The sequence below is a fragment of the Pedomonas sp. V897 genome, assembly GCF_051304405.1.
Classification (GTDB): domain Bacteria; phylum Pseudomonadota; class Alphaproteobacteria; order Sphingomonadales; family Sphingomonadaceae; genus Pedomonas.
Genome location: NZ_JBPPGG010000001.1, coordinates 607,255 through 630,975, shown reverse-complemented (window position 1 = coordinate 630,975; position 23,721 = coordinate 607,255). Strand labels below are relative to the sequence as shown.

The following is a 23,721-nucleotide window of genomic DNA, read 5'->3' as shown; positions in this document are numbered from 1 at the left end:
TGTTTGGGTGGGAGGGGGGGGTTTCGTCCCCTTCCCCCCCCCCCCCCCCCCCGGCCGGATGAGAGCGCCGCAGCGCAGCGCGCGGCGGCAGGTAGCGCGCCAGCCTAGGCGAGCGGGGCCCGGCCTGTACTGTCACTATGGATAGGGCGGCGTCCCTTGACCTTGCCCCGCCGCTCTGCCGATCATCCGCACCCATGAAAGCTGCAATTCTCACGGAAAACGGTCCGCCCTCGGTGCTGCGCTATGCGGAGGTGCCGGACCCTGTCCCCGGCCCCTCGGACGTGCGGGTGCGCGTCCAGGCCATCAGCATCGAAGGCGGCGACCTGCTCAACCGGCGGCTGGTGCCGCCGCAGACGGTGCCGCACATCGTCGGCTATCAGGCGGCGGGCGTGGTCGAGGCGGTGGGGGCGGAGGTCACGCGGGTGAAGCTGGGCCAGCGCGTCGCCGCCTTCAACTGGGCGGGCTCCCACGCCGAGCTGCTGGTGACCCGTGAGACGCTGGTCTACCCGGTGCCGGACGGGCTCGACATCGAGACCGCCTCCACCCTCCCCGTGACCTTCGGCACGGCGGACGATGCGCTGTTCGAGTTCGGGCGCCTGAAGGCGGGCGAGACCGTGCTCATTCAGGGCGGCGCGGGCGGCGTCGGGCTGGCGGCGATCCAGCTGGCCAAGGCGGCGGGCGCGACCGTGATCGCCACCGCCGCCGGGGCGGAGCGGCTGGAGCGGCTGCGCGCCTTCGGCATGGACCACGGCATCGACTACAAGACCCAGGATATCGCCGCCGAGGCCATGCGGCTGACGGACGGGCGCGGCGTCGATCTGGTGGTGGATCTGGCGGGCGGCCCCTCGGTGAAGGCGCTGATGCAGGCGCTGGCCTGGCGCGGGCGGCTGGCGGTGGTGGGCGCATCGAGCGGCGACCTGCCGAGCTTCCCGTTCTTCGACATCATCGGCAAGAGCGCCACGCTGACCGGTGTGCTGTTCGGGCGGGAGATGCACCTGCCGCGCGCCCACGACCTGCTGGCGCGGCACTTCGCCGACGCGGCGGCGGGCAAGCTCAGGATGCCGATCGACCGGCGCTTCCCGCTGGCGGAGGCGGCCGCGGCGCACGAGTATGCGGAGCGCGGCCACCCGTTCGGCCGGGTGCTGCTGATCCCCTGAGGAGGCGTCGAGGCAGCTCCGGGCGCGGCGCGTCAGGACAGCAGGCTGGCGGAGGGGGGAACTTCCGGGCGGCCCCAGAGGAAGCCCTGGCCGAAGTCCGCGCCCAGATCGAGCGCGTAGGACAGGTGCTCGCGCGTCTCGATGCCCTCGATGGTCACCAGCACGCCGCGCTCGTGGCAGTAGCGGATCACCTCCCGGGCGATGCTGTCGCTGTCGCGGTTGGCGAAGAACTGCCAGAAGATCTTCTTGTCCATCTTCACTTCCTCGCAGTGCAGATTGAGCAGCGAGTCGAAGTTGTTGATGCCGATGCCGAAGTCGTCGAGCGCGATCTGGAAGCCACGGACAGAAAGCCGCCCGGCGGCGGCCATGATGTCGTCCGCCGATTCCAGCGTGTTGTGCTCGGTGATCTCGATGGCGAGAATGTCGATGACATCCGGCCGGGCGGTCAGAAGGATCTCCACCTGACTCATGAACTGGGGGTGGCAGAGAATGTCCGGCGTGCAGTTCACGGAGATGAGGCCGCCGGCGGTGCTGTCCGCGCCGAGCAGTCGCGCCGCCGACGCCAGCGCCCGCTCGATCACAAGGGTGGTGATGGCGATTTGCAGGTCGAGCGGCACGTCATGGCGGAAGAACAGCTCGGGGTTGGAATAGCCGGGCAGGCGGCTGCGCAGCAGGGCCTCGTAGCCGTGGATTTCCTCGGTGGAGAGATCCCGCTTTTCCTGAAAGGCGACGGCGAGGGAGGTGTCGAGGGTGTCGGGCGTCAGCAGGTCCGCGATCCGGTCGGCCGGGCGCGTCTGGGGTGCCTGCACCGCCGGAGGCGCCGGTCTGGAGGGCGCATAGGCGAGCAGCAGCCGCAGCAGCGCTCCGGGCGGATAGGGCTTGCGCAGCGTGCCCAGCACCCGCACGCCCCGGGTCTCCGCCCGCCGGGCGGCGGCCCGGATGATGCGGGTGTCGTGGCCGCTGGAGACAATGAGCTGGGCGCCGGGGAAATGGAGCGGCAGCGTGCTGATGATCTCGAAGCCGTCGCGCGAGGGAAGGCCGAGGTCGAGGATCAGGATCTGCGGATCGAAGGTCTCCAGGTCTTCCAGCTGGTGCGGGTTGGTGATCCACCGCACCTGATGGCCCCGCAGCTCCAGCATGCTGGCGAGCTCGGCGCAGATGTCCGGGTCGTCGTCCACGATGAGGATGCGCAGGGTTCTGGTGTCCGGCGTTCCGGTGTCCGGCGGTGCGGACGCGGACGTGCCTGTTGAGCCGTTGGTGGGCGTGTCGGTGTTCCGCTGGTCGGTGGGCGGCGGGGCCATACGTGTGAAACTTCCCTTCCCGGTGCCGGCCCGCTGCTGGCCCGGGGTCCGGGGCTGGCCCGGATCAGCCGCGCAGCAGGGCTGGTGCGCTCCTTGTGACCAAGGCGCACAGTCCCTTCACGGAGCGAACAAGGCGGCCGTCCGTTCCCGGGAGGATGCTTATTTGCCGGAGAGGTAAAAAAATCCGCCGCTTCGTCTATCGGGGAGGTGACAGGCGAAGCGGCGGTGTCTAGTTCGCTTTGGTCCGGTCATCCGGCGAAACCGCCGAAGCACCGGGAGGGGAGATGCGGCGCTCTCAGGTGAGAAGCGCTACGGGTTTTTTTATAGAGAATGCACAAAGTATGTGCAACAGAAAATGTTGACTAAAAAATAGTCATTTTGTGCCCCGTCTTTGGGCTCCTGCCGAAACCCCGGGCAAAACAGCGGCGCGGTAATCCGAATAAAATAACCCGAAAATAGTCGCAGGACTTCCGCCGCGCCGCCCTAGACTGGCGCAGCGCCGCGGGGCCGGGAGAGACTCACCCCCCGATTCGACTCGCGGCGCTCGCGGCAGGGTCGGGAGGAACAGGCGGCATGGGCAGCCTCGCACGTCTGCTCAGGGACAGTCTTGGCACCATGGGTCAGGCGCTCGCCTTTGCCTGGCAGACGGCGGACGCGCAGGTGAAGCTGCTGTTCGCGCTGGCGGCCCTGTTCGTGCTGGTGGGCGCGGCCGCCTCCAGCCTCGCGCCGGTGCTGCTCAAGCTGGTGGTGGACGGGCTGGCCGGCGACGCCGCCCCGGCCGCCGCCGGGACCACGCCCGCCCGCCTCGCCGGCATGGGCGCGTGGCTGGGGGCGGCGGGGCTGGTGGTGCTCTATGTCCTCTCCCAGGCGCTGGCGACGGTGGTCGCGGAGATCCAGTCGCTCCTCAACGGCAAGGCGGACCAGCGCCTGCGCCGCACCATGAGCGGGCGCATCCTCGACCACATCCTGCGCCTGCCGCTGCGCTTCCACCTGGAGCGCCAGACCGGCGGCGTCAGCCAGATTCTCACCAACGCCCTCCTGGGCTACCGGCTCATCCTGCAACAGCTGGTGCTCTCGATCGCGCCCGTGCTGTTCCAGATCGGCCTGTCGGTGTGGGTGCTGGCCGCGCTCTACCCGCCCCTGTTCATGCTGATCCTGGCGGCGGCGTCGGTCGCCTACATGGTGGTGTTCCTCGTCGGCGCGGCGCGGCTGGCAGACGCGGGCGACAAGGTCTCCTCGGCGGAGGTGGAGGCCTACGCCATCCTCACCGACACCATGCTCAACTACGAAACCGTGAAGTTCTGCACCGCCGAGCGGCTCACCCGCCAGCGCTACGACGGCGTGCTGGAGAGCGCCGAGGGCACGTGGGGCCTCTACTACCGCCGCAAGGCGGAAAACGGGGCGCTGGTGGCGGCCACCTTCGTGGCCTCGTTCGGCGCGGCGCTGCTGGCGGCGCTGCACGAGGTGCGCGGCGGCCAGATGAGCGTGGGCGACTTCGTGCTCATCAACGCCTACATGCTCCAGATCGTCAAACCGCTGGAGACCCTGGGGCTCGCCTTCTCCCAGATGATCTACGGCGTCAGCTTCACCCGCAAGATGGTGGCGCTGATGCAGGAGCCCACCGAAGACACGGTGGCCACCGCCCGCGCGAAGGGCCGCCCGGCGCGCACCCGGCCGCCGCAGGGCGGCGGCGCGCTGGTGTTCGAGAAGGTCTCCTTCGCCTACACGCCCGAGCGGCCCACCCTCCACGAGGTGAGCTTCACGGTGGAGGCGGGGCGCACCGTCGGCATCGTCGGCGGCAGCGGGGCGGGCAAGTCGTCGCTGGTGCGCCTGCTCGCCCGGCTGGTGGAGCCGGACGGCGGCCGCATCCTGCTCGACGGCGTCGACATCGCCACCCTGCCGCTGGAGGCGCTGCGCGCGCTGGTCGCCGTGGTGCCGCAGGACACGGTGCTGTTCAATCAGACCCTCGCCTTCAACATCGGCCTCGGACGGCCCGGCTGCACCCGGGAGGACATCGAGGCGGCGGCCCGGGCCGCCCGCATCCACGACTTCATCCTGCGCCAGCCGGACGGCTACGACACCATCGTCGGCGAGCGCGGCGTCAAGCTCTCGGGCGGCGAGCGCCAGCGCATCGCCATCGCCCGGGCCATCCTGCGCCGCCCGCGCATCTTCATCTTCGACGAGGCCACCTCCGCGCTCGACACCCGCACCGAGCGGGAAATCCTGCACAACCTGATGGAGGTCTCGCGCGGCACCACCACCCTCATCATCGCCCACCGCCTCTCGACCGTCGTCCACGCCGACCGGATCGTGGTGCTGGAGCGCGGCCGCGTGATCGAAACCGGCACCCATGCGGACCTGCTGGCCCGGGGCGGCTCCTACGCCGAACTGTGGAAGGCCCAGCAGCGCGGCCACAAGGCAGGCGCGGCGGCGGAGTGAACAGGGGAGAGGGAAGGGATGGGATGGGGCAGGGGGATCGTGATCCCCCGGCGATCCCCGTGTCGTTTTCTTGGGCCGTGCGCGAGGAGTCCGTCCCGCTTGACTCTGACATGATGTGAGGGTGGATGGTGCAGGCCAGTCCCCAAGCGTCAGCGTCAAGGAGCGGAACATGGCCGAGGTTGCAGCAAGCGAGACGGTGCGCCTGCGCGTGGAGGGCATGTCCTGCGGCGGTTGCGCCCGCAAGGTGGAGCGCACGCTGCGGGAGGCGCCGGGCGTCGTGGAGGTGACGGTCGATCTCGCCGCCAGGGCAGCAACGGTGCGCGGCGCGGGGCTCGAGGCGGCGGCGCTGGCCAGCGCGGTGACGGCGGCGGGCTATCCGGCGGCGGTCGCGGTGGCGGTGGCCGTTGTCCCTGATGAGGGGGCGGAAGACAGGGCGGCCGCCCCGGAGCCGGCGCGCGACGCCGGGGCGGATGAGCGCGCGTTCCATCTGGACGTGGCGGGCATGACCTGCGCCTCGTGCGTCGCGCGGGTGGAGAAGGCGCTGGCCCGCGTGCCCGGCGTGCGGGAGGTCAGCGTCAACCTGGCGGCGGAGACGGCGCGGGTGCTGGCGGGGCCGGACGTAACCGCCGAAGCGCTGGTGGCGGCGGTTGCCGAGGCCGGGTACCGGGCAACCGTTCCGCCCGCGCTTGAGGAAGCGGCCGAGGCCGAGGCGGGGCGCGAGGCCGCCCGGGCGGCCGCCGCGCGGCGGGAGGGGTGGCACGCGGCGCTCGCCCTGCTGCTCGCCGCGCCCCTCGTCGGGCCCATGCTGGTGCAGCCGCTCGGCTTCGACGGGATGCTGAACGGCTGGGTGCAGCTGCTGCTCGCCAGCCTGGTGCAATTCTGGCTCGGCGCGCGCTTCTACCGGGCGGGCTGGGCCGCCGTGCGGGCAGGCACGGGCAACATGGATCTGCTGGTTGCCATCGGCACCTCGGCGGCGTGGGGGCTCAGCGTCTATGAGCTGCTGCGCCACGGCGGGCACGGTTCCCTCTATTTCGAGGCGTCGGCGGTGGTGGTGGCGCTGGTGCTGCTCGGCAAATGGCTGGAAGGCCGGGCCAGGCGGCAGGCAGGCGCGGCCATTCGCGCGCTCGCCGCCCTGCGCCCGGAGACGGCGCGCCGCCTCGGCCCGGACGGCGAGGCGCAGGATGTGCCGGTCTCCCGCATCCGCGTGGGCGACCGGGTGGAGGTGCGCCCGGGCGAGCGCTTCCCCGTCGATGGCGTCCTCCTCGAAGGCGCGACCACGGCTGACGAAAGCCTGCTCACCGGCGAGAGCCTGCCGGTGGACAAGACCGTGGGCAGCCGGGTGGCGGGCGGGGCCATCAACGGCGCGGGCCGGGTGGTCGTCGGCGTGACGGCGGTGGGGGCGGAGACCCTGCTCGCCCGCATCGTCCGGCTGGTGGAGGCGGCACAGGGGCGCAAGGCGCCGGTGCAGCGGCTCGTCGACCGGGTGAGCGCGGTCTTCGTGCCGGTGGTGCTGGGCCTCGCGCTCGTCACCTTCACCGGCTGGCTGCTGGCGGGCGCGGACGCGGAGACGGCGCTGCTCAACGCGGTCGCCGTGCTGGTAATCGCCTGCCCCTGCGCGCTGGGCCTCGCCACACCCGCCGCCGTGATGGTGGGCACCGGCCGGGCAGCGCGGGCCGGGGTGCTCATTCGCGACGTGGAAAGCCTCGAAGTCGCCCACCGGGTGGACACGGTGCTGTTCGACAAGACCGGCACGCTGACCGAAGGCAAGCCGGCGCTGGTGGCGCTGCGCCCGGCCGAGGGGGCGGAGGAAGCCGAGGTGCTGCGCCTTGCCGCCAGCGTGCAGCGCGGCAGCGAGCATCCGCTCGCCCGCGCGGTCACAGGCGCCGCCGCCGAACGGGGGCTCGCCCCGCCGCCCGCCACCGACGTGCGCGCCCTTCCGGGCCGGGGCGTCGCGGGCACGGTCGGCGGGCAGCGGCTCCTCCTCGGCAGCGCGCGGCTGATGGCGGAGGCCGGCGTCGAAATCTCCCCCCTTCAGGCGGAAGCGGAACGGCTGGCGGGCGACGGGCGCACGGTCTCCTGGCTGGCGGAGGCGGGCGAGACGCCCCGGCTCCTCGCGCTCTTCGCCTTCGGCGATACCCTGAAGCCGGGCGCGGTCGCGGCGGTCGAGGCGCTGCGCGCGGCGGGCATCCGCACCGTGCTGCTGACCGGCGACTCCCGGGCCGCGGGCGAGGCCGTCGCCCGCCAGCTGGGGCTGGACGCGGTGATCGCGGGCGTGCTGCCCGACGGCAAGGCCGAGGTGGTTGCCCGCCTGCGCGGCGAAGGGCGCACCGTTGCCATGGTGGGCGACGGCCTCAACGACGCCCCCGCGCTGGCGGCGGCGGATGTGGGCATCGCCATGGGATCGGGCACGGACGTCGCCATGGAAGCCGCGGGCATCACCCTGATGCGCGGCGACCCCCGGCTGGTGGCCGACGCCATCGCCCTCTCCCGGCGCACCTACGCCAAGATCCGGCAGGGGCTGTTCTGGGCCTTTGTCTACAACGTCGTCGGCCTGCCGCTGGCGGCCGCCGGGCTCCTCAGCCCGGTGGTTGCGGGCGCGGCCATGGCCGCCTCCAGCGTCAGCGTGATGATGAACGCCCTGACGCTGAGCCGGTGGAAGCCCGTGACGGGGCGGGAGAATTGAGAGGTTTGCAGGGGGATCGTGATTCCCCTGCGACCCCCTTGTCGTTTTTCGGGCCGTGCGCGGGGTGTCGGGCGCGGCTCTGCGAGGAAGGACGGGGGCAAAGCAAGGACGGGAAGCCATGAACATCGGGCAGGCATCGAAGGCCTCGGGCGTGTCGCAGCGGATGATCCGCCACTATGAGGAGATCGGTCTCATCCCCCGGGCGGCGCGGCGGGAGTCCGGCTATCGGGACTATAGCGCACAGGACGTGCACCGCCTTGCCTTTATCCGGCGGGCGCGGGATCTGGGCTTTTCCATCGAGGAGATCGGCCAGCTGCTGGCGTTGTGGCAGGACAAGGGCCGGGCGAGCGCGGACGTGAAGGCGCTGGCGCTGGCGCGGGCGGAGGAGCTGCGCCGCAAGGCCGAGGCGCTGGAGGCCATGCGCCGGACGCTGCTGCATCTCGCCTCCCACTGCCACGGCGACGACCGGCCCGACTGCCCCATTCTGGAAGACCTGGCCAGCGGCGGCGGCTGCACCAGGGCCTGAGGGCAGGGCGGTCAGCCCATCGCCTTGCGGAGCGTCTGGTTGAGGCGACTTTGCCAGCCGCGGCCGGTGGCGCGAAACGTCTCCACAATGTCCCGGTCGAGCCGCAGCGTCACCTGCACCTTGGTCGGCGCTTTCTGCGGGCCCCGCGCCCGGCGGAACATCTTCACGGCCTCACCCAGCGGCGCGCCGCCGGTCTTGACCGCCCGCTCGAAATCGGCGCGCGTCCATTCGGGATTGTCACTGTCGATCGGTGGCTTGCTCGACATAGCGCCTCAACTCCTTCGCATGCGCCCGGCGCAGGCTGATGGCCCGAATGAGGCCATTCCGTTCGGTGAACACAAGGCCGTGCGCCCTGCCGTCCACAAGACCAAAGGCGCGCAGCCGGGTTTCGCCGTAGACCCGCCGATCATCCTCCACAATTGCCAGCACGTCCATGTCGGCGGCCCGGGCAAGGGAAATGCCGTGCTTGACCACATTCGCGGCGTCTTTGGCCGGGTCAAAACAACCTTGACCATTTTATTGTAGCTACGATTTGAGTGGGGCGCAAACGAGGACCGGGAGCGATCAAAAGTCGTTCATTATTCCAGATAAAGAGTGTGGCACGCCCGGATGCGGGCGTCAGCCTTGCCGTGGTCGTAGACCGTTCGCGCCTGGTCGCAGGGCTGAATGCCGGGGCGGCCTCTTTCCCTTCCCCTTTGCGTTCCCCCCCTTCTGCGTTCCCCTTGAAACGGAATTGCGGGAAGGCGGGGGTGGTCTGGCCGCTTTGTACCGGAAACGGGTGGGAGGAGGACAGGATTGTGTGCGGATGCTCTTGACCCCGGCCATGGGAGGGGTCAAGGCTCTCGGGCTTCTCAACGTGGGGAAACAGGGATGTCGTCAGCAGGCGTAAGCGAGGACGTTGCAACGGAAAACCGGGCGGCCGGGGCCGCCGGGGAGGCACCGGTCAATCCGACCGGGCGGGTGCTGGGCGCAAGCCTCACCGGCACGGCGGTCGAGTTCTACGATTTCTACATCTACGCCACCGCCGCCGCGCTGGTGTTCGGGCCGCTGTTCTTCCCCTCCCACAACCCGTCGCTGCAACTGCTGGCCGCCTACGCCAGCCTCGGCGTCGCCTTCATCGCCCGGCCGATCGGCGCCGTCGCCTTCGGCCACTTCGGCGACAAGATCGGCCGCAAGTCGACTCTGGTGGCCTCGCTGCTCATCATGGGCGGCTCCACCGTCGCCATCGGGTTTCTCCCCACCTACGAGACCGCCGGGTGGCTCGCCCCCGTGCTCCTCTGCCTGATGCGCTTCGGCCAGGGCTTCGGCCTCGGCGGCGAATGGGGCGGCGCGGCGCTGCTGGCGGTGGAAAACGCCCCCAGGGGCTGGAAGGGCCGCTTCGGCATGTTCCCCCAGCTCGGCGCGCCGGTGGGCTTCATCGCCGCCAACGGCCTGTTCCTCCTCCTCGGGCTGGCGCTGAGCCAGGACGACTTCGTGCGGTGGGGCTGGCGGATCCCGTTCGTCCTCAGCGCCGTGCTGGTCTTCCTCGGGCTGTGGGTGCGGACGCGCCTCGCCGAAACCCCCGCCTTCGCCCGCGCGCTGCAGGAAGCCCCGCCCGAGCGCGTGCCGCTGGCGGCCGTGGTGCGCCAGCACCCGCGCGCGCTGATCGGCGGCACCTTCGCGGTGGTCTCCTGCTTCGCCCTGTTCTACCTCTCGACCGCGTTCATCCTCGGCTACGGCACCACGACGCTCGGCTACGGGCGCGAGGCCTTCCTCCAGGTGATGCTGGGGGCGATCCTGTTCATGGCGGTGGGCATCGTGCTGGCGGGCGTGTGGTCGGACTTCGCCAACCCCCGGCTGGTGCTGATGACCGCCTGCATCCTCACCGTCCCTGCCGGGCTGCTGATGGCGCCCATGCTCGGCAGCGGCTCGCTGTTCGCCATCTTCCTCTACCTCAGCCTCGCGCTGTTCGTGATGGGGCTGGTCTACGGCCCGCTGGGTGCGTTCCTGCCCAGCCTGTTCCCGGCCCGCGTGCGCTACACCGGCGCGTCCATGACCTTCAACATCGGCGGCATCATCGGCGGCTCGCTCACCCCGATGATCGCGCAGGTGCTGGCCGCCAAGGGCGGGCTGATGCCGGTCGGCCTGTATCTCGCGGCGGCGGGCGTCATCAGCCTGGTCGCGCTCATCCCGCTGAAGCCGCTGGCAGAGAATTGAGATGACGCCGCCCCCGGCCCGCTGGGAGCCGATGACGGCGGCGGACGTCGACGCCATCGCCGCCGTGGCCGATGTGGTGCACCCCGCCTTCCCGGAGGACCGGGCGGTGCTCGCCGAGCGATTCGCCCTCTGCCCCGAAGGCTGCTTCGTGCTGCGCCAGGGGCGGGACGGTGCGGTGATCGGCTACACCCTCACCCACCCGTGGGCGGCGGACTCGGTGCCGCCGCTCAACACCCTGCTGGGCCGCCTGCCGCCGGAGGGGGCGGCGCGGGTCTATTACATTCACGACCTCGCCCTGCTACCCGCCGCGCGCGGGATGCAGGCCGGGGCAGCGGCGGTGCGGCTGCTGGAAGCGCGCGCCCGCGCGGCCGGTCTGGCGACCATGGCGCTGGTGGCGGTGAACAACTCGGGCGGCTTCTGGCGCGCCCGGGGCTTCGCGCCGGTGGACAGCCCGCACTGGCAGCAGAAACTGGCCAGCTACGGCGCGGACGCGGCCTACATGACGAAGGTGCTTTGACGAAGGTGCTTTGGGGAAAACCGCGCTGCGAAGACAGCGCGCGGAAAAGGGGAGCAGATGGAGCGGGTAGCGGGAATCGAACCCGCGCGTCCAGCTTGGGAAGCTGGCAGGCTACCATTACATCATACCCGCGCTCCGCGCATTAGATAGGGCAAGTGCCGGCATGGCGTCAATCTGGCCGAAGCGGGGTTCGACCAAAAATGTCCGGAGAACAAGGCCCGGCAAAATGCGGGGGCAAAATGCGGGGGCGGGGAGAGCCTGTGGCAGAAGCTCTCGCCCCGCCGCCCAGAGCCACCTGAATGTTGATGAGGCAAGGCTGGCTTCAAGACCCCCGGTGTGCCTTCTGGCGGGCATTCATGGCCGGGCTGGTCTTATCTGCCAATCCGAATCTTGATCAAGATCGTGACCCGGAGTAGCCTCAAGGCCAGAAGGACAAGGTGGCTCATAACCGTATCCTTCTGCATTCGCAGAATTAACTCTGCTGTCGCCGGGCTGGCTCATCCAGTCCGGCGTCGTTTTTTGTACGCAAGAAGGGCGCGGGGAATCGAGAGCGTCAGGGTCGTAGATCTGAATATTACTTAATATTATTAATTACATTGACCCGATTTATTTGTGGGGCGCGCGACCGCATCTTTGCGACCGCATCTTTGGCGGCGCCTCCGAGACGCAGCCGTACCGCATATGTGAAAATCCGGCTGGAGAGACCCGGCAGGAGAAACCCGGCTGGAAAAACCCGGCAGGGCGGTCCTTCTGGAAGGGGGTGCCGGGTGTGACCCACCGTAGCCCGGCGCGGTGTTGAAGCCGTGGGCGGCGGCAGGGATGCCCACGGGCTGGTCTGCGCGTCCCGGCTCGATGAAACCGGAACGCTGCCAGGGGAGAGTACGCTGTGGCGTACTCCTGCCTTTGAGCAGGCACGGGCACCCTAACGCCCAAGTATCTGAAGTGGCTATATTAATCGTACGTCCCCGTATCATCCGGGGGCGAATATATTCTCTCTGGGGGCAGGCACTGCCCTGTTCGCTCCGCATCCGAACGCAGCACGTCGCATCCGTAATATGGACGACTTGACTCATACCGCCCCCGGTGAGAACAAAACGGAAACATTTGCGTTTCCATGGGCAGTTCTGCTGGGCGTATCGAACAGGGTGGATGATGACGGCACGGACGGCAACAGCGGAAAAGCGGGAGATTCTGGCGCAGCTGCGCGCGGCGGTGTCGCAGCTGGAAGGGCGCGGCGCCGCCTTGGAGGCGCGGGATGGCGAGTCGGGCGCGGCCCGTGGCTGGACCTTCGGCATCCCCGCGCTGGACGACCATCTGGGCGGCGGGCTGGCGCGGGACGGCCTGCACGAATGGGGTCTCGGCAGCGGGGGGAGCAGCGGGGGGAGCAGCGGGGGGCAGGGCGGCCCCGGCCATGGCGCGGCGCTGGCGGGCGTGGTGGCGGGGCTGCTGCAACGCCTGCCGGACGGGGCGGACGCCGCCGGCCTGAACCGGGCCCGGGCGCGGGGCGTGCTGTGGATTCTCTCCGGCACGGTGGTGGCCGAGCACGGCCGCCCCTACGGGCCGGGGTTGCTCCAGGCCGGGCTCGACCCCGGCGACCTGCTGTTTGTCACCGTGCGCCGCCCGGCGGACGTGGCCTGGGCCGCCGAGGAGGGGCTGAAGGCGGGCCGGGCGCTGAAGGCGGTGGTGGGCGTGGGCGCACCGCTGCCGTTCGCTGCCTCCCGCCGGCTCAGCCTGGCGGCGGGCGAGGCGGGCCTGCCGTGCCTGTGGCTGGCGATGGAGGGGCGGCTCGGCGGCAGCAGCGCGGCGCAGACCCGTTGGCGCGTGGCCTCCGCTCCCGGTCTGGCGGACCCGCACGCGCCTCGCGCGCCGGGGCGTCCGGTGTGGGATCTGGAACTGGTGCGGGCGCGGGACGCGCCGCCGGCGCGCTTCAGGGTGGTTTGGGATGACGAGACGGGTGGTTTCGCTCTGGCTGCCGCACTGGCCGCTGGAGCGGCGGCGACAGGCGCTGAGGCGGCGGTCCCGGCTGCAGCCGGGCAGCGCCGGACCGGACGCCGAGCCGCGTGAATTCGCACTGGTGGAGGCGGGGCCGCACGGCCTTTCCCTTGCAGCGCTGAACGAGGGCGCGCGGGCGGCGGGGCTGCGCGTCGGGCAGATGCTGACCGATGCGCGCGCCTGGTGTCCGTCGCTGGCCGCCGCGCCCATCGACCGGGAGGCGGATGCCGCCGCGCTCGCCGCGCTGGCCCGCTGGGCCGGGCAGTACACGCCCATCGTCGGCGTGGACGGGCGCGACGGCCTGTTGCTGGACGTGACGGGCTGCGCCCACCTGCGCGGCGGGGAGCACGGCCTGCTCGCCGATCTGGCGCGGCGGCTGCACGCCCTGGGATTCACCGCCCGGCTGGCGCTGGCGGACACGGTGGGCTGCGCGTGGGCGCTCGCCCGCTTCGGCGCGGACGACCAGACGGTGGTGCCGGAAGGGGCGGCGCGGCTGGCGCTCGCCGACCTGCCGGTGGCCGCGCTGCGCCTGGAGCCGGAGGTGGTCGCGGCCCTGCGCCTTCTGGGGCTGAAGCGCATCGGCCAGCTGCTGCCGCTGCCGCGCGCGGCGCTGGCGCGGCGTTTCCGGGCGAGGCAGCACGCCGAGGCGGTGGTGACGCGGCTGGATCAGGCGCTGGGCGACCGGGGCGAGCCGGTGACGCCGCTCGACCCGCCCGCCCTGTTGCAGGTGACGCGCAGCTTCGGCGCGCCGCTCATCGACCGCGCGCTGGTGGAAGCCTGGCTGCCGCGCCTCCTGACGGAGCTGACGGCGCTGCTGGCGCGGCAGGGGCTGGGGGTGCGCCGCCTCCAGCTGACCGCGTTCCGCACGGACGGCGCGCGGCAGGACATCGTGGCCGGCATGGGCGAGCCGACCCGGGATGCGGCGCATATCGCCCGCCTGCTCGCCCCCCGGCTGGAGGCGCTGGACCCGGGCTTCGGCATCGAGAGCCTGCGTCTGGCGGCGGTGGAGGCCGCGCCGCTCGCCGCCGTGCAGGACAGCTTCGCGGGCGACCGCGGTGCGCTGGATCTGGCCCGGCTGGGCGACCGGCTCGCCAACCGGCTGGGGGAGCGCGCGGTCTACCGGCTGGCGGCGCGGGAAAGCCACGTGCCGGAGCGGGCGGAGGCCCTGCGCCCGCGTGCGCGCGGGCCTCGGGAGCGCCCGGCGCACAGGGCCGCGCTCGATCTCGACCGGCCGCGCCCCCTGCTGCTGCTCGACCGGCCGGAGGCGGTGAGCGTGGTCGCCGAGGTGCCGGAAGGCCCGCCCGCCCGCTTCGTGTGGCGGCGGCTGGAATACCGGGTGGTGCGCGCCATCGGCCCGGAGCGGATCGCCCCCGAGTGGTGGCAGGCGCAGGACGGCGAGCGCACCCGCGACTATTACGTGGTGGAGGATGCGCAAGGGCGGCGGTTCTGGCTGTTCCGCCACGGCCTCTACGGCGGCGCGGCGCACGAGGCCCCCGCCGCGCCCGACTGGTTCATCCACGGTTTTTTCGGCTGAACAGCCTGGCTGACAACTTGCACCTGCGCCTGATTTTCTGTTTGCTGCTTGACCTGTCGTTGCGTTTGGCGCTTCCCGGCGGTCATGAGCGGGAGCACCCGCGCCGACGGGGGCGGGGGCAATGCCGAGGGGAAGGTGAAGGACAGGGCATGAGTGCCAATCTTTACGGGATATTCCTGGCGCGTCAGGCGGGGCTGGAGGCCAAGCCCTGCCTCGTGTGGCGCGGCGAGGCCCTGCTGAACTTCGGCGATCTGGCCGAGCGGGTGGGCCGCTACCGCACGGTGCTGGACAGCCTCGGCGTCGGCCGGGGCGACCGGGTGGTGGTGCAGGTGGAGCGCACGCCCGAGTTCGTGTTCCTCTACCTCGCCTGTCTGGCGCTGGGCGCGATCATCGTGCCGCTCAACACCGGCTACACCGAGGCCGAGCTGGCCTATTTCATTCAGGATGCCGGGCCCCGGCTCATCGTCGGCAGCGACGGCAACCGCGACACGCTCGCGCGGGCGGCCGCGGCGGCGGGCGCCGGGGCCGTGCCGGTCGAGACGCTGGGCGACAACAGCTGCCACAGCACCCTCTGCGCGCTCGTCACCGAGGCGGTGCCCAACCCGGCCATCGCCCGCATGGAGCCGGACGACGTGGCGGCTATCCTCTACACCTCCGGCACCACCGGGCGGCCGAAGGGGGCCATGCTCACCCACCGCAACCTCTCCAGCAACGTGGAGGCGCTGCACGCCTGCTGGCGCTTCAGCGCCGACGACGTGGTCCTGCACGCCCTGCCGCTGTTCCACGCCCACGGCCTGTTCGTCGCGCTGCATCTGGCGCTGTGGAACGGCAACACCACCCTCCTGCTGGAGAAGTTCGACGCCGACGCGGTGATCGACCGCCTGCCGGAGGCCACGGTGTTCATGGGTGTGCCCACCTTCTACACCCGCCTGCTGGCCAGCCCGCGCCTCACGCGGGAGGCCTGCCGGAACATCCGGCTGTTCATCAGCGGCTCGGCGCCCCTCCTGCCGCAGACCTTCGAGGCGTTCGAGGCGCGCACCGGCCACCGCATCCTGGAGCGCTACGGCATGACCGAGGCGGCCATGATCACCTCCAACCCCTACGAGGTGGAAGGGCGCATCCCCGGCACCGTGGGCTTCCCGCTGCCGGGCGTCGAGGCGCGGGTGGCGGGCGAGGACGGCGCCCCGGCCCCGGCGGGCCAGCCGGGCGTGCTGCAAATTCGCGGCCCCAACGTGCTGAAGGGCTACTGGAAGAAGCCGGAGGCAACCGCCGGGAGCTTCACCTTCGACGGCTTCTTCATCACCGGCGACGTGGCGGTCCGGGACGAGACCGGGCGCATCACCCTGGTGGGCCGGGCAAAGGACCTCATCATCTCCGGCGGATTCAATGTCTATCCGGCGGAAATCGAGCAGGCGCTGAACGCCGTGCCGGGCGTGGCGGAAAGCGCCGTGATCGGCGTGCCCCACCCGGACTTCGGCGAGGGCGTCGTCGCCGTGGTGGTGCCGGAGGCCCCCGGCGCGGTGACGCAGGAAACACTCGCCGCCGCCCTCTCCGGCACGCTCGCCCGCTTCAAGCAGCCCAAGGCCTATGTGCTGGTGGACGACCTGCCCCGCAACACCATGGGCAAGGTGATGAAGGCGAAACTGCGGGAGACATGCCGGGATCTGCTCGCCGGCTGAGGCCTCTCCCGCTTCGCGGTTTTCTGTTTGCAGGGGTCTGTGGCCCCTGCACCCCTTGTGTTTTCAGGGCCGTGGTTCCGGTGCGTGCCAGACGAACGGAAGCGCGCGGGGGGATAACCTCAGGCGCACACCCGGCGGGCGAGCGCCTCGTTCATGCTGCGAAAGCCTGCCTCGACCGGCGCGAAGGACCGGGCCGGCATCAGGGCCGGGAGCACGCCGCTGAAGGTTTCGCCGTGATGCAAAAGGGTGCCGCCCTCCCGGGGCTCGAGCCGGAACACATGCTCGCCGTCGAAGATGCCGGGGATGAGGACGGAGCCCTTCCAGCGCAACGCGCGCGCGGGCTCAACCGCCAGCACCCTGGGCCGGAAGCGCATGCCCTTCTGGCCGGGCGGGCAGATCTCCACCGCCAGCCTGCCGCCCGCCTCCAGCGGCCCGTCGATCGACCGGATGAACGGATTCCAGTCCGGGTACCGCGCGAAGTCGGTCAGCACGGCCCACACGCGCTCCGGCGCCGCCGCAATGTGCAAGGTGGTGGCAATGGTTTTCATGACGCTGTCCCTCATCCGGCACCATGGTCTGTTCCGCACCATGGCCCGCCTTTCATTCCGAAGACGTTCCAGTCTCGATGCCGGACTAGGGGATTCGGCCCGGCGCCTCCAGGGAAATGTCAGGGCTTCTTCCCGCTTCGCGGTTTTGTTTGGCAGGGGTCCATGACCCCTGCACCCCTCCTGTTTTTCGGCCATGGTTCCGGTGCGCGCTCCTCGCGTCCTGAAAAACAGGGGCGGGGCGTCGCGCTTCGGGGGCGGGCGTGCTAGAGGTGGGGCAGGTATTGCCCGGATGATGAACTCTCAGGAGGAAACATGGAAAACCTGCCCGCCTACAGCCGTCTGTTCGTGCTCGTGAAATGCGAGGTGGGGCGCGCCAGCGACGTGGGCGAGCGGATCGCGGGCGAGATCGATGAGGCGCAGGAGGTCTATTCCATCACCGGCGAATATGACCTGCTGGTGAAGTTCCTGCTGCCTAATCTCCAGGCCATGTCCGATCTGGTGCTCTCCAAGCTGCACCGCATCCCCGGCATCAAGGAAACCCACACCTTCGTTTCCTTCCGGGTGTTCGGCGAGGACATCGGCGACTTCGTCGATTGATGGCGCTGACTTGATGGCGCTGACTTGATGGCGCTGGCTTGATGATGGGGGCTGCGTCCGCCGCCATAGGGCGCGGCCCGATGAACGAGCGGGAGCGCGAGGGGCAAGCCCCTCGCAAAAATGCAAAAATCAGAAAATAAAAACCCCTCTCACACCCCAGCCTCTTACACCCCGAGGAGGAAACGCACATCCTCCAGGATGTCGGGCAGGGGCAGCGCCTCCTGATTGGCGAGGTCGTAGAGGGCGTCGGCGATGACCGGCTCGTGCCGGGGCTCGAACTGGATGTCCTCCCGGCACTCGACGAGGGACGCCCACAGCGCCACCTCCCCGGCCGTGAGCGCGCCCTGCTCGTAGCGATCGAGCACGGCGGCGATGTCCGCCCGCGTCAGGGTGGCGGCGGGCGTTGCCTCCAGCGGCAGGGCCGCCAGCGCGTCGCGGATGGGGGCCAGCGGCGTGTCGCAGCGGATGAGGGCGGCGAGAAGGGCGGTGCGGTCCTGCGGCGCGGCCATGGCGGGGTGCCCCTCAGGCCTTGACGGTGGCAGCGGCGGCGGCGCGCGGTGCGTTTGCACCGGCTCCCGCATCCGCGCCCGCTTCGCCCCCGGGCAGGGGCAGGGCGGGCAGGCCGGCAGCGAACAGGTCCACCACCATGTCGGCGAACTGGCTCGGCGTGACCGGGCCGTCAGAGCGGAACCAGGTGTAGGTCCAGTTGAGCGCGCCCATGAACATCATGGCGACGGGCTTGCGCAGCTCGGGCCGGTTGGCGAGCTCGGGCCGGATTTCCACCAGCAGCCCGAGGAAGATGTCCACCACCTTGTTCTGAAGCGCCACCACCTCGCGGCGCTGCCCCTCCGGCAGGGAGGCGCTCTCGTTCAGCAGCACCACATGCTTGGCGGTGGAGCTGACGTAGATCACCATGAAGCTTTCGGCGAGGCGGCGCAGGCGGCTGGTGGCGTCGCCCCCGCTGGCGGCGATTTCCTGCGCGGTCTCCAGCAGCAGCCGGGTGTGGTGGTGCAGGATGTCGTACAGGATGGCCTCTTTGGAGGCATAGTAGTGGTAGAGCGCCGACTTGGAGGTGCCGCACGCCTCCGCCAGATCGGAGATGGAGGCGCGGTGGAAGCCCATGCGCGCAAACAGCTCGGCAGCGCGATCGGCAATGGCCTGGCGGCGGTCATCGTAATCGGGCGCTTGGGTGCGGGCCATGGGCGTACTCTGTTCCTGTGCGATTGTTACGGCAAATCCATGCGCTTATGGACTCACCGCCTGCCGGTTGGCAATGCGCCAGACGTCACAGGATCCGCTGCCGCGTCTCCCGGCCTCGCCTGAGCGGCAGCCGGGGGAGAGAAGGCAACGCCGGCTGCCGCGATTCAGGCTCGGGAAAGCGGGGTGCCTCAGGCGTCGAAGCTGAGGACAACCCGCTCCGTCTTGGGGAAGGACTGGCAGGTGAGGACATAACCCGCCGCCACTTCGTCCTCCTCCAGATTGTAATTGACCGCCATTTCCACCTCGCCCTCCAGCACCTTGGCGCGGCAGGTGCAGCAGACGCCGCCCTTGCAGGCGAAGGGCACCGGCGCGCCCGCCGCCAGCGCGCCGTCCAGAATGGAGACGGCGCCGTTGTCGGGGAAGGTGACGGCCTGATCGTCAACGATGACCGTGACCTGCGCGCCCGCCGGCGCGGCCGGGCGGACGACCGGCGTGCCGCAGGCGGCGTCCGGCGCGAGGAAGCGCTCGGTGAGGATGCGCTTCCGGTCCACGCCCGCGGCGGTGAGGGTTTCCTCCACCGTGTCGATCATGGCGTTGGGGCCGCAGATGAAGGCGTAGTCGATCGCCTCGGGCGCGATGACGTGGCGCAGGATGGCCTGCACCTTCTCCGCGTCGATGCGGCCGTTGAACAGGGGAATGTCCGACTGGCCCTGGCTCAGCACGTGCAGGATTTCGAGCCGGCCCATGTAGCGGTCCTTGAGCTGGGCCAGCTCCTCCATGAACATGATGCTGGCGGGCGTGCGGTTGCCGTAGACCAGCACGAACCGGCTCTTCGGCTCATGCGCCAGCACGGTCTTGACGATGGAGAGCACCGGCGTGATGCCGCTGCCCGCCACGAACGCCACATAGGCGCGCGCCGCCTCCGGGTCGATCTCGACGGAGAAGCGGCCGGTGGGCGGGTAGACCTCGATCACGTCGCCCGGCTTCAGGGCCTCGTTGGCGTGGCCGGAGAAAACGCCCGCCGGGATCTTCTTCACGGCGATGCGGAGCAGGCCCTCGTGCGCGCCCGAGCAGATGGAGTAGGAGCGGCGCACTTCCTGGCCGCCGATCTCGGTCTTGAGCGTGAGGTGCTGGCCCGGCGCATAGCGGAACACGGACGCCAGCTCCTGCGGCACGTCGAACCGGATGGAGACGGCCTCGGGCGTTTCGCGCTTCACTTCGGCAACGCGCAGGGGATGGAACTGACGCATGGCGGTTAACTCCGAATCATTCTTGTCGAGCGCCTAGTGGCACTTGAAGGCTTCAAACGGCTCCAGGCACGACGGGCAGCGATGCAGCGCCTTGCAGGGCGTGGAGCTGAACTGGCTGATCCGCTCGGTCTCGCGGCTGCCGCAGCGGGGGCATTCGATCTCCGCCGACTCCCCCAGCAGCGCGCGCTTCGAGGTGGAGCCCGGCGGCGGGGCGATGCCGTACTCCCGCAGCTTGCGGCGGCCGTCCTTGCTGATCCAGTCGGTGGTCCAGGGCGGGTCGATTTCCTGCACGATCTCGGCGCCCGCGAACCCGGCTGTCTCCAGCGCGGTGCGGATGAGAAAGGTGATGATGTCGGTCGCCGGGCAGCCGGTGTAGGTGGGCGTGATCACCACCCGCACCGGTGCATCCCCGGCGCCAACCTCGACCCGCCGCACGATGCCGAGATCAACGACCGTCACCGCCGGGATCTCGGGATCGTTCACCCCGGCCAGCACCGCCCACACCGCCTGTTCAGCGGCGGTTCGCGGCGCGCTGGCGGCGGCCTCCGGGCGGGCCTGCGGGGTGGGGGACGCGGTCATTACCAACGGGCTCCCGGATAGGCGCGTTGCAGGAACTGCATCTCGGCGAGCAGGTAGCCCAGGTGCTCGGTGTGATGGCCCTTGCGCGCGCCGGTGATGGGCCGGTGCGGCGGCGGCACATCCAGCGTCGCCTCCCGCAGCACCTGCTCGATGCGCGCCTGCCAGAGGGGGCGCAGCGCGGCGGCGTCGGGCGCGATGCCCGCGGCGGCGAGGCGGTCTTCCACCTCGTCGCTGGCGAACAGCTCGTCGGTGAAGCGGAACAGGTTGTTCAGCCCCTCCTGCATGCGGCGCTTGCTCTCCTCGGTGCCGTCCCCCAGGCGCACGGTCCACTCGGTGGCGAAGCGCACATGGTAGGCGATCTCCGGCAGCGCCTTGCGGGCGATGGCGGCCAGCTGCTCGTCGGCCGAGGCCGCCAGCTTCTCGAAGCAGAGCTGCTGGAAGGTGGAGAAATAGAGCTGGCGGGCGATGGTTGCCGCCCAGTCCCCGTTCGGCTGCTCGACCAGCAGGAAATTGCGGTAGTCGAGCGCGTCGCGCAGGTAGGCGAGCTGGTCCTCGTCGCGGCCCGGCTTCCCCGTGATCTGGCCCTCGATCTCCCCGGCGTAGGTGAGGAACAGCCGGGCCTGGCCGATCAGGTCCAGCCCCAGGTTGCTCATCGCCATGTCCAGTTCCATCTCGGGCGCGTGGCCGCACCACTCGGAGAGGCGGTGGCCCAGCACCAGCGCGCTGTCGCCCAGGCGCAGCGCGTATTCGAACAGATCGTCTTTGCGGACAGTCGTCATCAATGCGTCCTCGCCCGTCCGTCAGATGTATTTCACGTTGGACGGGATGTCGTAGAAGGTCGGGTGCCGGTAGATCTTGTCCTTCGCCGGCTCGAACAGCGCCTCGGCCTCGGCCGGGTCCGACGCCACGATCTGCGCCGACGGCACCACCCACAGGCTCACGCCCTCCTGACGGCGGGTGTAGAGGTCGCGGGCGTTCTCAAGCGCCATCTGGGCGTCCGCCGCATGGACCGAACCGGCATGGCGATGCGCCAGACCGTTCTTCGAGCGGATGAACACTTCCCACAGCGGCCATTCTTTGTTCATTGTTCCTGTTCCTCAAACTCTCAAGCGGCCTGCGCCTTGCGGCGGGCGGCGACCTTCCCGGCGTGGGCGACAGCGGCCTCGCGCACCCAGGCGCCGTCCTCCCAGGCCTTGCGGCGGGCGGCCAGGCGCTCGCGGGCGACCGGGCCTTCGCCCCGCACCACGGCGTAGAATTCCTCCCAGTCGATGGGGCCGAAGTCGTAGCCCTGCTTTTCCTCGTTCCACTTCAGGTCCGGGTCGGGAACGGTGAGGCCGATGGCCTCCGCCTGCGGCACGGTGATGTCCACGAACTTCTGGCGCAGCTCGTCGTTGGAGTTGCGCTTGATGCGCCAGCGCATGGACTGGGCCGAGTTGGGCGAATTGTCGTCCGGCGGGCCGAACATCATCAGCGACGGCCACCACCACCGGTTCAGCGCGTCCTGCGCCATGCGCCGCTGGGCCTCGGTGCCCTGCATCAGCGTGCACATGATCTCGTAGCCCTGGCGCTGGTGGAAGCTCTCCTCCTTGCAGATGCGCACCATCGCCCGGGCGTAGGGGCCGTAGGAGCAGCGCTGGAGCGGGATCTGGTTCATGATCGCCGCGCCGTCCACCAGCCAGCCGATGGCGCCGATGTCGGCCCAGGTGAGCGTCGGGTAGTTGAAGATGGTGGAATACTTGGCCTTGCCCGACAGCAGGTTCTGCACCAGCTCGTCGCGCGAGACGCCCAGCGTTTCGGTGGCGCTGTAGAGGTAAAGGCCGTGGCCCGCCTCGTCCTGCACCTTGGCGAGCAGGATCAGCTTGCGCCGCAGGGAGGGCGCGCGGGTGATCCAGTTGCCCTCCGGCAACATGCCCACGATCTCCGAATGGGCGTGCTGGGACATCTGACGGATCAGCGTCTTGCGATAGCCCTCCGGCATCCAGTCCTTCGGCTCGATGAACTCATCGGCCGCCACCCGCGCCTCGAACGCGGCCAGACGCTCGGCGTCCTCGGGCCGGGCGGGCGCATCCGCTTGCCGGGGGGTCTTGTCGAGTTCGGTCGTGTACACGGGCCGGTCTCCTGTTCTTCCGCTTCTCGGACAGAATATAAAAAGCCGAACGGTCGGTCAATTAATTAAGCGAGCCGTTCGGCGCGTGGTTCCCTGCGCCTAGCTGGCGGCGGAGAGGTTGCGATAGTCGAACACCCGGCGCGCCTTGCCCTGGCTGCGCTCGATGGCGCCGCTGGGCACCACCTGCACCCGCGCCGAAATGCCGATGATCTTCTTGATGTGCGCGGCAAGGCTGCGGCAGGAGGGCTCGGCGGCCGCCGCCTCCACGCCGGGCTTGGCCTCGACCACCACGGTCAGCGAGTCGAGCCGCCCGTCGCGGCGGATTTCCAGCCGGTAGTGGGGCGCGAGCGCGGGCTCCTGAAGCAGCAGCTCCTCGATCTGCGACGGGAACACGTTGACGCCGCGGATGATCATCATGTCATCGGAGCGGCCGCTGATGCGCTCGAACCGGCGCATGGAGCGGGACGTGCCCGGCAGCAGCCGGGTGAGGTCGCGGGTGCGGTAGCGGATGACCGGGAACGCCTCCTTGGTGAGGGTGGTGAACACCAGCTCGCCCAGCTGGCCGTCCGGCACCGGCTCGCCGGTTTCGGGATCGACGATCTCCGGGTAGAAATGGTCCTCCCAGATGGTGGGGCCGTCCTTGGAGTCGGCGCATTCCATGGCGACGCCCGGGCCCATCACCTCGGAGAGGCCGTAGATATCGACCGCGTCGATGCCGAAGGTCTCCTCGATCTCGCGGCGCATCTGCTCGGTCCAGGGCTCGGCGCCGTGGATGCCGATCTTGAGGGAGCTGTCGCGCGGGTCCAGGCCCTGGCGGCGGAACTCGTCGGCGATGGCCAGCATGTAGGATGGCGTCACCATGATGATGCGCGGCTGGAAGTCCTGGATCAGCTGCACCTGCTTCTCCGTCGCCCCGCCCGACATGGGGACGACGCAGCAGCCGAGCCGCTCCGCGCCGTAGTGCGCGCCAAGGCCGCCGGTGAACAGGCCATAGCCGTAGGCGATGTGCACCGTATCGCCCGGCCGCCCGCCCGCCGCGTGGATGGAGCGGGCGATGAGACTGGCCCAGGTGTCGATGTCGCGCTGGGTGTAGCCGACGACAGTCGGCTTGCCCGTCGTGCCGCTGGAGGCGTGGATGCGCACCAGCTTCTCCTTCGGCACGGCGAACAGGCCGAAGGGGTAGTTGGCGCGCAGGTCCGCCTTGGTGGTGAAGGGCAGCAGGCGGATGTCCTCCAGCGACCGGATGTCGTCCGGGTGGACGCCCCTGGCGTCAAAGGCCTGCCGGTAGTGCGGCACGTTCTCGTAGGCGTGGCGGACGCTCCATTTCAACCGCTCCAGCTGGAGGGCCGAGATCTCGTCCCGGCTCGCGGTTTCAATCGGATCAAGTCCAGCGGCGGTTTTGCGGTCAGCCATAGT

The 23,721-nt window shown here is 70.2% G+C and carries 21 protein-coding genes, 1 tRNA gene and 1 pseudogene; 10 read left to right on the top strand and 13 right to left on the bottom strand.

Annotated elements, in window-relative coordinates:
• Positions 1-194 precede the first annotated feature (194 nt).
• Positions 195-1,157, top strand: a complete 963-nt coding sequence (locus ACSJJU_RS03110) for a quinone oxidoreductase family protein (RefSeq protein WP_435913705.1) — start codon at positions 195-197, stop codon at positions 1,155-1,157.
• A 32-nt stretch (positions 1,158-1,189) separates the two neighbouring features.
• On the opposite strand, the gene ACSJJU_RS03105 is transcribed toward ACSJJU_RS03110, so the two are convergent.
• Entirely contained in the window at positions 1,190-2,458 is a 1,269-nt protein-coding gene (locus ACSJJU_RS03105; RefSeq protein ID WP_435913704.1) for an EAL domain-containing protein, read from the bottom strand.
• A 573-nt stretch (positions 2,459-3,031) separates the two neighbouring features.
• Between ACSJJU_RS03105 and ACSJJU_RS03100 the strand changes: the two genes are divergently transcribed.
• The 3 genes from ACSJJU_RS03100 (at position 3,032) to cueR (ending at position 8,106) form a co-directional block, all read left to right on the top strand.
• On the top strand, positions 3,032-4,897 hold the full coding sequence (locus ACSJJU_RS03100; RefSeq protein WP_435913703.1) for an ATP-binding cassette domain-containing protein: 1,866 nt from the start codon (positions 3,032-3,034) through the stop codon (positions 4,895-4,897).
• Positions 4,898-5,066: 169 nt separating this feature from the next.
• A complete protein-coding gene (locus ACSJJU_RS03095; protein ID WP_435913702.1) occupies positions 5,067-7,580 on the top strand; it encodes a heavy metal translocating P-type ATPase in 2,514 nt (837 codons plus the stop codon).
• Between the two features lie 118 nt (positions 7,581-7,698).
• Complete coding sequence (cueR, locus tag ACSJJU_RS03090) at positions 7,699-8,106, top strand: Cu(I)-responsive transcriptional regulator (protein ID WP_435913701.1); 408 nt, start codon at positions 7,699-7,701, stop codon at positions 8,104-8,106.
• 11 nt (positions 8,107-8,117) lie between these two features.
• On the opposite strand, the gene ACSJJU_RS03085 is transcribed toward cueR, so the two are convergent.
• A complete protein-coding gene (locus ACSJJU_RS03085; RefSeq protein WP_435913700.1) occupies positions 8,118-8,372 on the bottom strand; it encodes a BrnA antitoxin family protein in 255 nt (84 codons plus the stop codon).
• A pseudogene (locus ACSJJU_RS03080) lies at positions 8,344-8,595 on the bottom strand (BrnT family toxin); the annotation flags it as partial. The pseudogene ACSJJU_RS03080 and the gene ACSJJU_RS03085, both read right to left, overlap by 29 nt.
• A 381-nt stretch (positions 8,596-8,976) precedes the next feature.
• Between ACSJJU_RS03080 and ACSJJU_RS03075 the strand changes: the two are divergent.
• Both ACSJJU_RS03075 and ACSJJU_RS03070 read left to right on the top strand, forming a co-directional pair.
• Positions 8,977-10,302 (top strand): MFS transporter, encoded by a 1,326-nt coding sequence (locus tag ACSJJU_RS03075; RefSeq protein WP_435913699.1) that lies wholly within the window; start codon positions 8,977-8,979, stop codon positions 10,300-10,302.
• A 1-nt stretch (position 10,303) separates the two neighbouring features.
• Positions 10,304-10,819, top strand: coding sequence for a GNAT family N-acetyltransferase (locus ACSJJU_RS03070; protein WP_435913698.1), 516 nt, complete (start codon positions 10,304-10,306; stop codon positions 10,817-10,819).
• A gap of 58 nt (positions 10,820-10,877) precedes the next feature.
• Here ACSJJU_RS03070 and ACSJJU_RS03065 read toward each other — a convergent pair.
• A tRNA-Gly gene (locus tag ACSJJU_RS03065) sits at positions 10,878-10,951 on the bottom strand.
• Positions 10,952-11,968: 1,017 nt separating this feature from the next.
• Between ACSJJU_RS03065 and ACSJJU_RS03060 the strand changes: the two genes are divergently transcribed.
• The 3 genes from ACSJJU_RS03060 (at position 11,969) to ACSJJU_RS03050 (ending at position 16,024) form a co-directional block, all read left to right on the top strand.
• Positions 11,969-12,883 carry an ImuA family protein gene (locus ACSJJU_RS03060; protein ID WP_435913697.1) on the top strand — a complete coding sequence of 305 codons (915 nt, stop codon included), beginning with the start codon at positions 11,969-11,971 and terminating at the stop codon, positions 12,881-12,883.
• The gene (locus tag ACSJJU_RS03055; RefSeq protein ID WP_435914371.1) at positions 12,774-14,345 is read left to right on the top strand and encodes a Y-family DNA polymerase; all 1,572 of its coding nucleotides are present in this window, start codon (positions 12,774-12,776) and stop codon (positions 14,343-14,345) included. Before ACSJJU_RS03060 ends, ACSJJU_RS03055 begins: the two co-directional genes overlap by 110 nt.
• A gap of 149 nt (positions 14,346-14,494) precedes the next feature.
• Positions 14,495-16,024 (top strand): AMP-binding protein, encoded by a 1,530-nt coding sequence (locus ACSJJU_RS03050; protein WP_435913696.1) that lies wholly within the window; start codon positions 14,495-14,497, stop codon positions 16,022-16,024.
• A 119-nt stretch (positions 16,025-16,143) separates the two neighbouring features.
• On the opposite strand, the gene ACSJJU_RS03045 is transcribed toward ACSJJU_RS03050, so the two are convergent.
• The gene (locus ACSJJU_RS03045) at positions 16,144-16,572 is read right to left on the bottom strand and encodes an SRPBCC family protein (protein ID WP_435913695.1); all 429 of its coding nucleotides are present in this window, start codon (positions 16,570-16,572) and stop codon (positions 16,144-16,146) included.
• Between the two features lie 312 nt (positions 16,573-16,884).
• On the opposite strand from ACSJJU_RS03045, the gene ACSJJU_RS03040 reads away from it, so the two are divergent.
• Complete coding sequence (locus tag ACSJJU_RS03040; protein ID WP_435913694.1) at positions 16,885-17,169, top strand: Lrp/AsnC ligand binding domain-containing protein; 285 nt, start codon at positions 16,885-16,887, stop codon at positions 17,167-17,169.
• A gap of 164 nt (positions 17,170-17,333) precedes the next feature.
• Here ACSJJU_RS03040 and ACSJJU_RS03035 read toward each other — a convergent pair whose 3' ends face one another.
• The 8 genes from ACSJJU_RS03035 to paaK all read right to left on the bottom strand — a co-directional run bounded on the left by ACSJJU_RS03035 (position 17,334) and on the right by paaK (position 23,718).
• Positions 17,334-17,678 (bottom strand): hypothetical protein, encoded by a 345-nt coding sequence (locus ACSJJU_RS03035; RefSeq protein WP_435913693.1) that lies wholly within the window; start codon positions 17,676-17,678, stop codon positions 17,334-17,336.
• Between the two features lie 13 nt (positions 17,679-17,691).
• Entirely contained in the window at positions 17,692-18,369 is a 678-nt protein-coding gene (locus ACSJJU_RS03030; RefSeq protein ID WP_435913692.1) for a TetR family transcriptional regulator, read from the bottom strand.
• Between the two features lie 188 nt (positions 18,370-18,557).
• Positions 18,558-19,619, bottom strand: a complete 1,062-nt coding sequence (gene paaE / locus ACSJJU_RS03025) for a 1,2-phenylacetyl-CoA epoxidase subunit PaaE (RefSeq protein ID WP_435913691.1) — start codon at positions 19,617-19,619, stop codon at positions 18,558-18,560.
• A gap of 33 nt (positions 19,620-19,652) precedes the next feature.
• The gene (gene paaD, locus ACSJJU_RS03020) at positions 19,653-20,198 is read right to left on the bottom strand and encodes a 1,2-phenylacetyl-CoA epoxidase subunit PaaD (RefSeq protein WP_435913690.1); all 546 of its coding nucleotides are present in this window, start codon (positions 20,196-20,198) and stop codon (positions 19,653-19,655) included.
• Positions 20,198-20,977, bottom strand: a complete 780-nt coding sequence (gene paaC, locus ACSJJU_RS03015; RefSeq protein ID WP_435913689.1) for a 1,2-phenylacetyl-CoA epoxidase subunit PaaC — start codon at positions 20,975-20,977, stop codon at positions 20,198-20,200. Before paaC ends, paaD begins: the two co-directional genes overlap by 1 nt.
• Positions 20,978-20,998: 21 nt before the next feature.
• Positions 20,999-21,283 (bottom strand): 1,2-phenylacetyl-CoA epoxidase subunit PaaB, encoded by a 285-nt coding sequence (paaB, locus tag ACSJJU_RS03010; protein WP_435913688.1) that lies wholly within the window; start codon positions 21,281-21,283, stop codon positions 20,999-21,001.
• 20 nt (positions 21,284-21,303) lie between these two features.
• Complete coding sequence (paaA, locus tag ACSJJU_RS03005; protein ID WP_435913687.1) at positions 21,304-22,305, bottom strand: 1,2-phenylacetyl-CoA epoxidase subunit PaaA; 1,002 nt, start codon at positions 22,303-22,305, stop codon at positions 21,304-21,306.
• Positions 22,306-22,404: 99 nt separating this feature from the next.
• Positions 22,405-23,718 (bottom strand): phenylacetate--CoA ligase PaaK, encoded by a 1,314-nt coding sequence (gene paaK, locus ACSJJU_RS03000; RefSeq protein ID WP_435913686.1) that lies wholly within the window; start codon positions 23,716-23,718, stop codon positions 22,405-22,407.
• Positions 23,719-23,721: the final 3 nt, after the last annotated feature.

What these genes read in the sequence shown, in the direction of transcription:
- ACSJJU_RS03110 (WP_435913705.1), top strand. Translation starts at nt 195, where the DNA reads ATGAAAGCTGCAATTCTCACGGAAAACGGTCCGCCCTCGGTGCTGCGC.
- ACSJJU_RS03105 (WP_435913704.1), bottom strand. Translation starts at nt 2,458, where the DNA reads ATGGCCCCGCCGCCCACCGACCAGCGGAACACCGACACGCCCACCAAC.
- ACSJJU_RS03100 (WP_435913703.1), top strand. Translation starts at nt 3,032, where the DNA reads ATGGGCAGCCTCGCACGTCTGCTCAGGGACAGTCTTGGCACCATGGGT.
- ACSJJU_RS03095 (WP_435913702.1), top strand. Translation starts at nt 5,067, where the DNA reads ATGGCCGAGGTTGCAGCAAGCGAGACGGTGCGCCTGCGCGTGGAGGGC.
- cueR (WP_435913701.1), top strand. Translation starts at nt 7,699, where the DNA reads ATGAACATCGGGCAGGCATCGAAGGCCTCGGGCGTGTCGCAGCGGATG.
- ACSJJU_RS03085 (WP_435913700.1), bottom strand. Translation starts at nt 8,372, where the DNA reads ATGTCGAGCAAGCCACCGATCGACAGTGACAATCCCGAATGGACGCGC.
- ACSJJU_RS03075 (WP_435913699.1), top strand. Translation starts at nt 8,977, where the DNA reads ATGTCGTCAGCAGGCGTAAGCGAGGACGTTGCAACGGAAAACCGGGCG.
- ACSJJU_RS03070 (WP_435913698.1), top strand. Translation starts at nt 10,304, where the DNA reads ATGACGCCGCCCCCGGCCCGCTGGGAGCCGATGACGGCGGCGGACGTC.
- ACSJJU_RS03060 (WP_435913697.1), top strand. Translation starts at nt 11,969, where the DNA reads ATGATGACGGCACGGACGGCAACAGCGGAAAAGCGGGAGATTCTGGCG.
- ACSJJU_RS03050 (WP_435913696.1), top strand. Translation starts at nt 14,495, where the DNA reads ATGAGTGCCAATCTTTACGGGATATTCCTGGCGCGTCAGGCGGGGCTG.
- ACSJJU_RS03045 (WP_435913695.1), bottom strand. Translation starts at nt 16,572, where the DNA reads ATGAAAACCATTGCCACCACCTTGCACATTGCGGCGGCGCCGGAGCGC.
- ACSJJU_RS03040 (WP_435913694.1), top strand. Translation starts at nt 16,885, where the DNA reads ATGGAAAACCTGCCCGCCTACAGCCGTCTGTTCGTGCTCGTGAAATGC.
- ACSJJU_RS03035 (WP_435913693.1), bottom strand. Translation starts at nt 17,678, where the DNA reads ATGGCCGCGCCGCAGGACCGCACCGCCCTTCTCGCCGCCCTCATCCGC.
- ACSJJU_RS03030 (WP_435913692.1), bottom strand. Translation starts at nt 18,369, where the DNA reads ATGGCCCGCACCCAAGCGCCCGATTACGATGACCGCCGCCAGGCCATT.
- paaE (WP_435913691.1), bottom strand. Translation starts at nt 19,619, where the DNA reads ATGCGTCAGTTCCATCCCCTGCGCGTTGCCGAAGTGAAGCGCGAAACG.
- paaD (WP_435913690.1), bottom strand. Translation starts at nt 20,198, where the DNA reads ATGACCGCGTCCCCCACCCCGCAGGCCCGCCCGGAGGCCGCCGCCAGC.
- paaC (WP_435913689.1), bottom strand. Translation starts at nt 20,977, where the DNA reads ATGACGACTGTCCGCAAAGACGATCTGTTCGAATACGCGCTGCGCCTG.
- paaB (WP_435913688.1), bottom strand. Translation starts at nt 21,283, where the DNA reads ATGAACAAAGAATGGCCGCTGTGGGAAGTGTTCATCCGCTCGAAGAAC.
- paaK (WP_435913686.1), bottom strand. Translation starts at nt 23,718, where the DNA reads ATGGCTGACCGCAAAACCGCCGCTGGACTTGATCCGATTGAAACCGCG.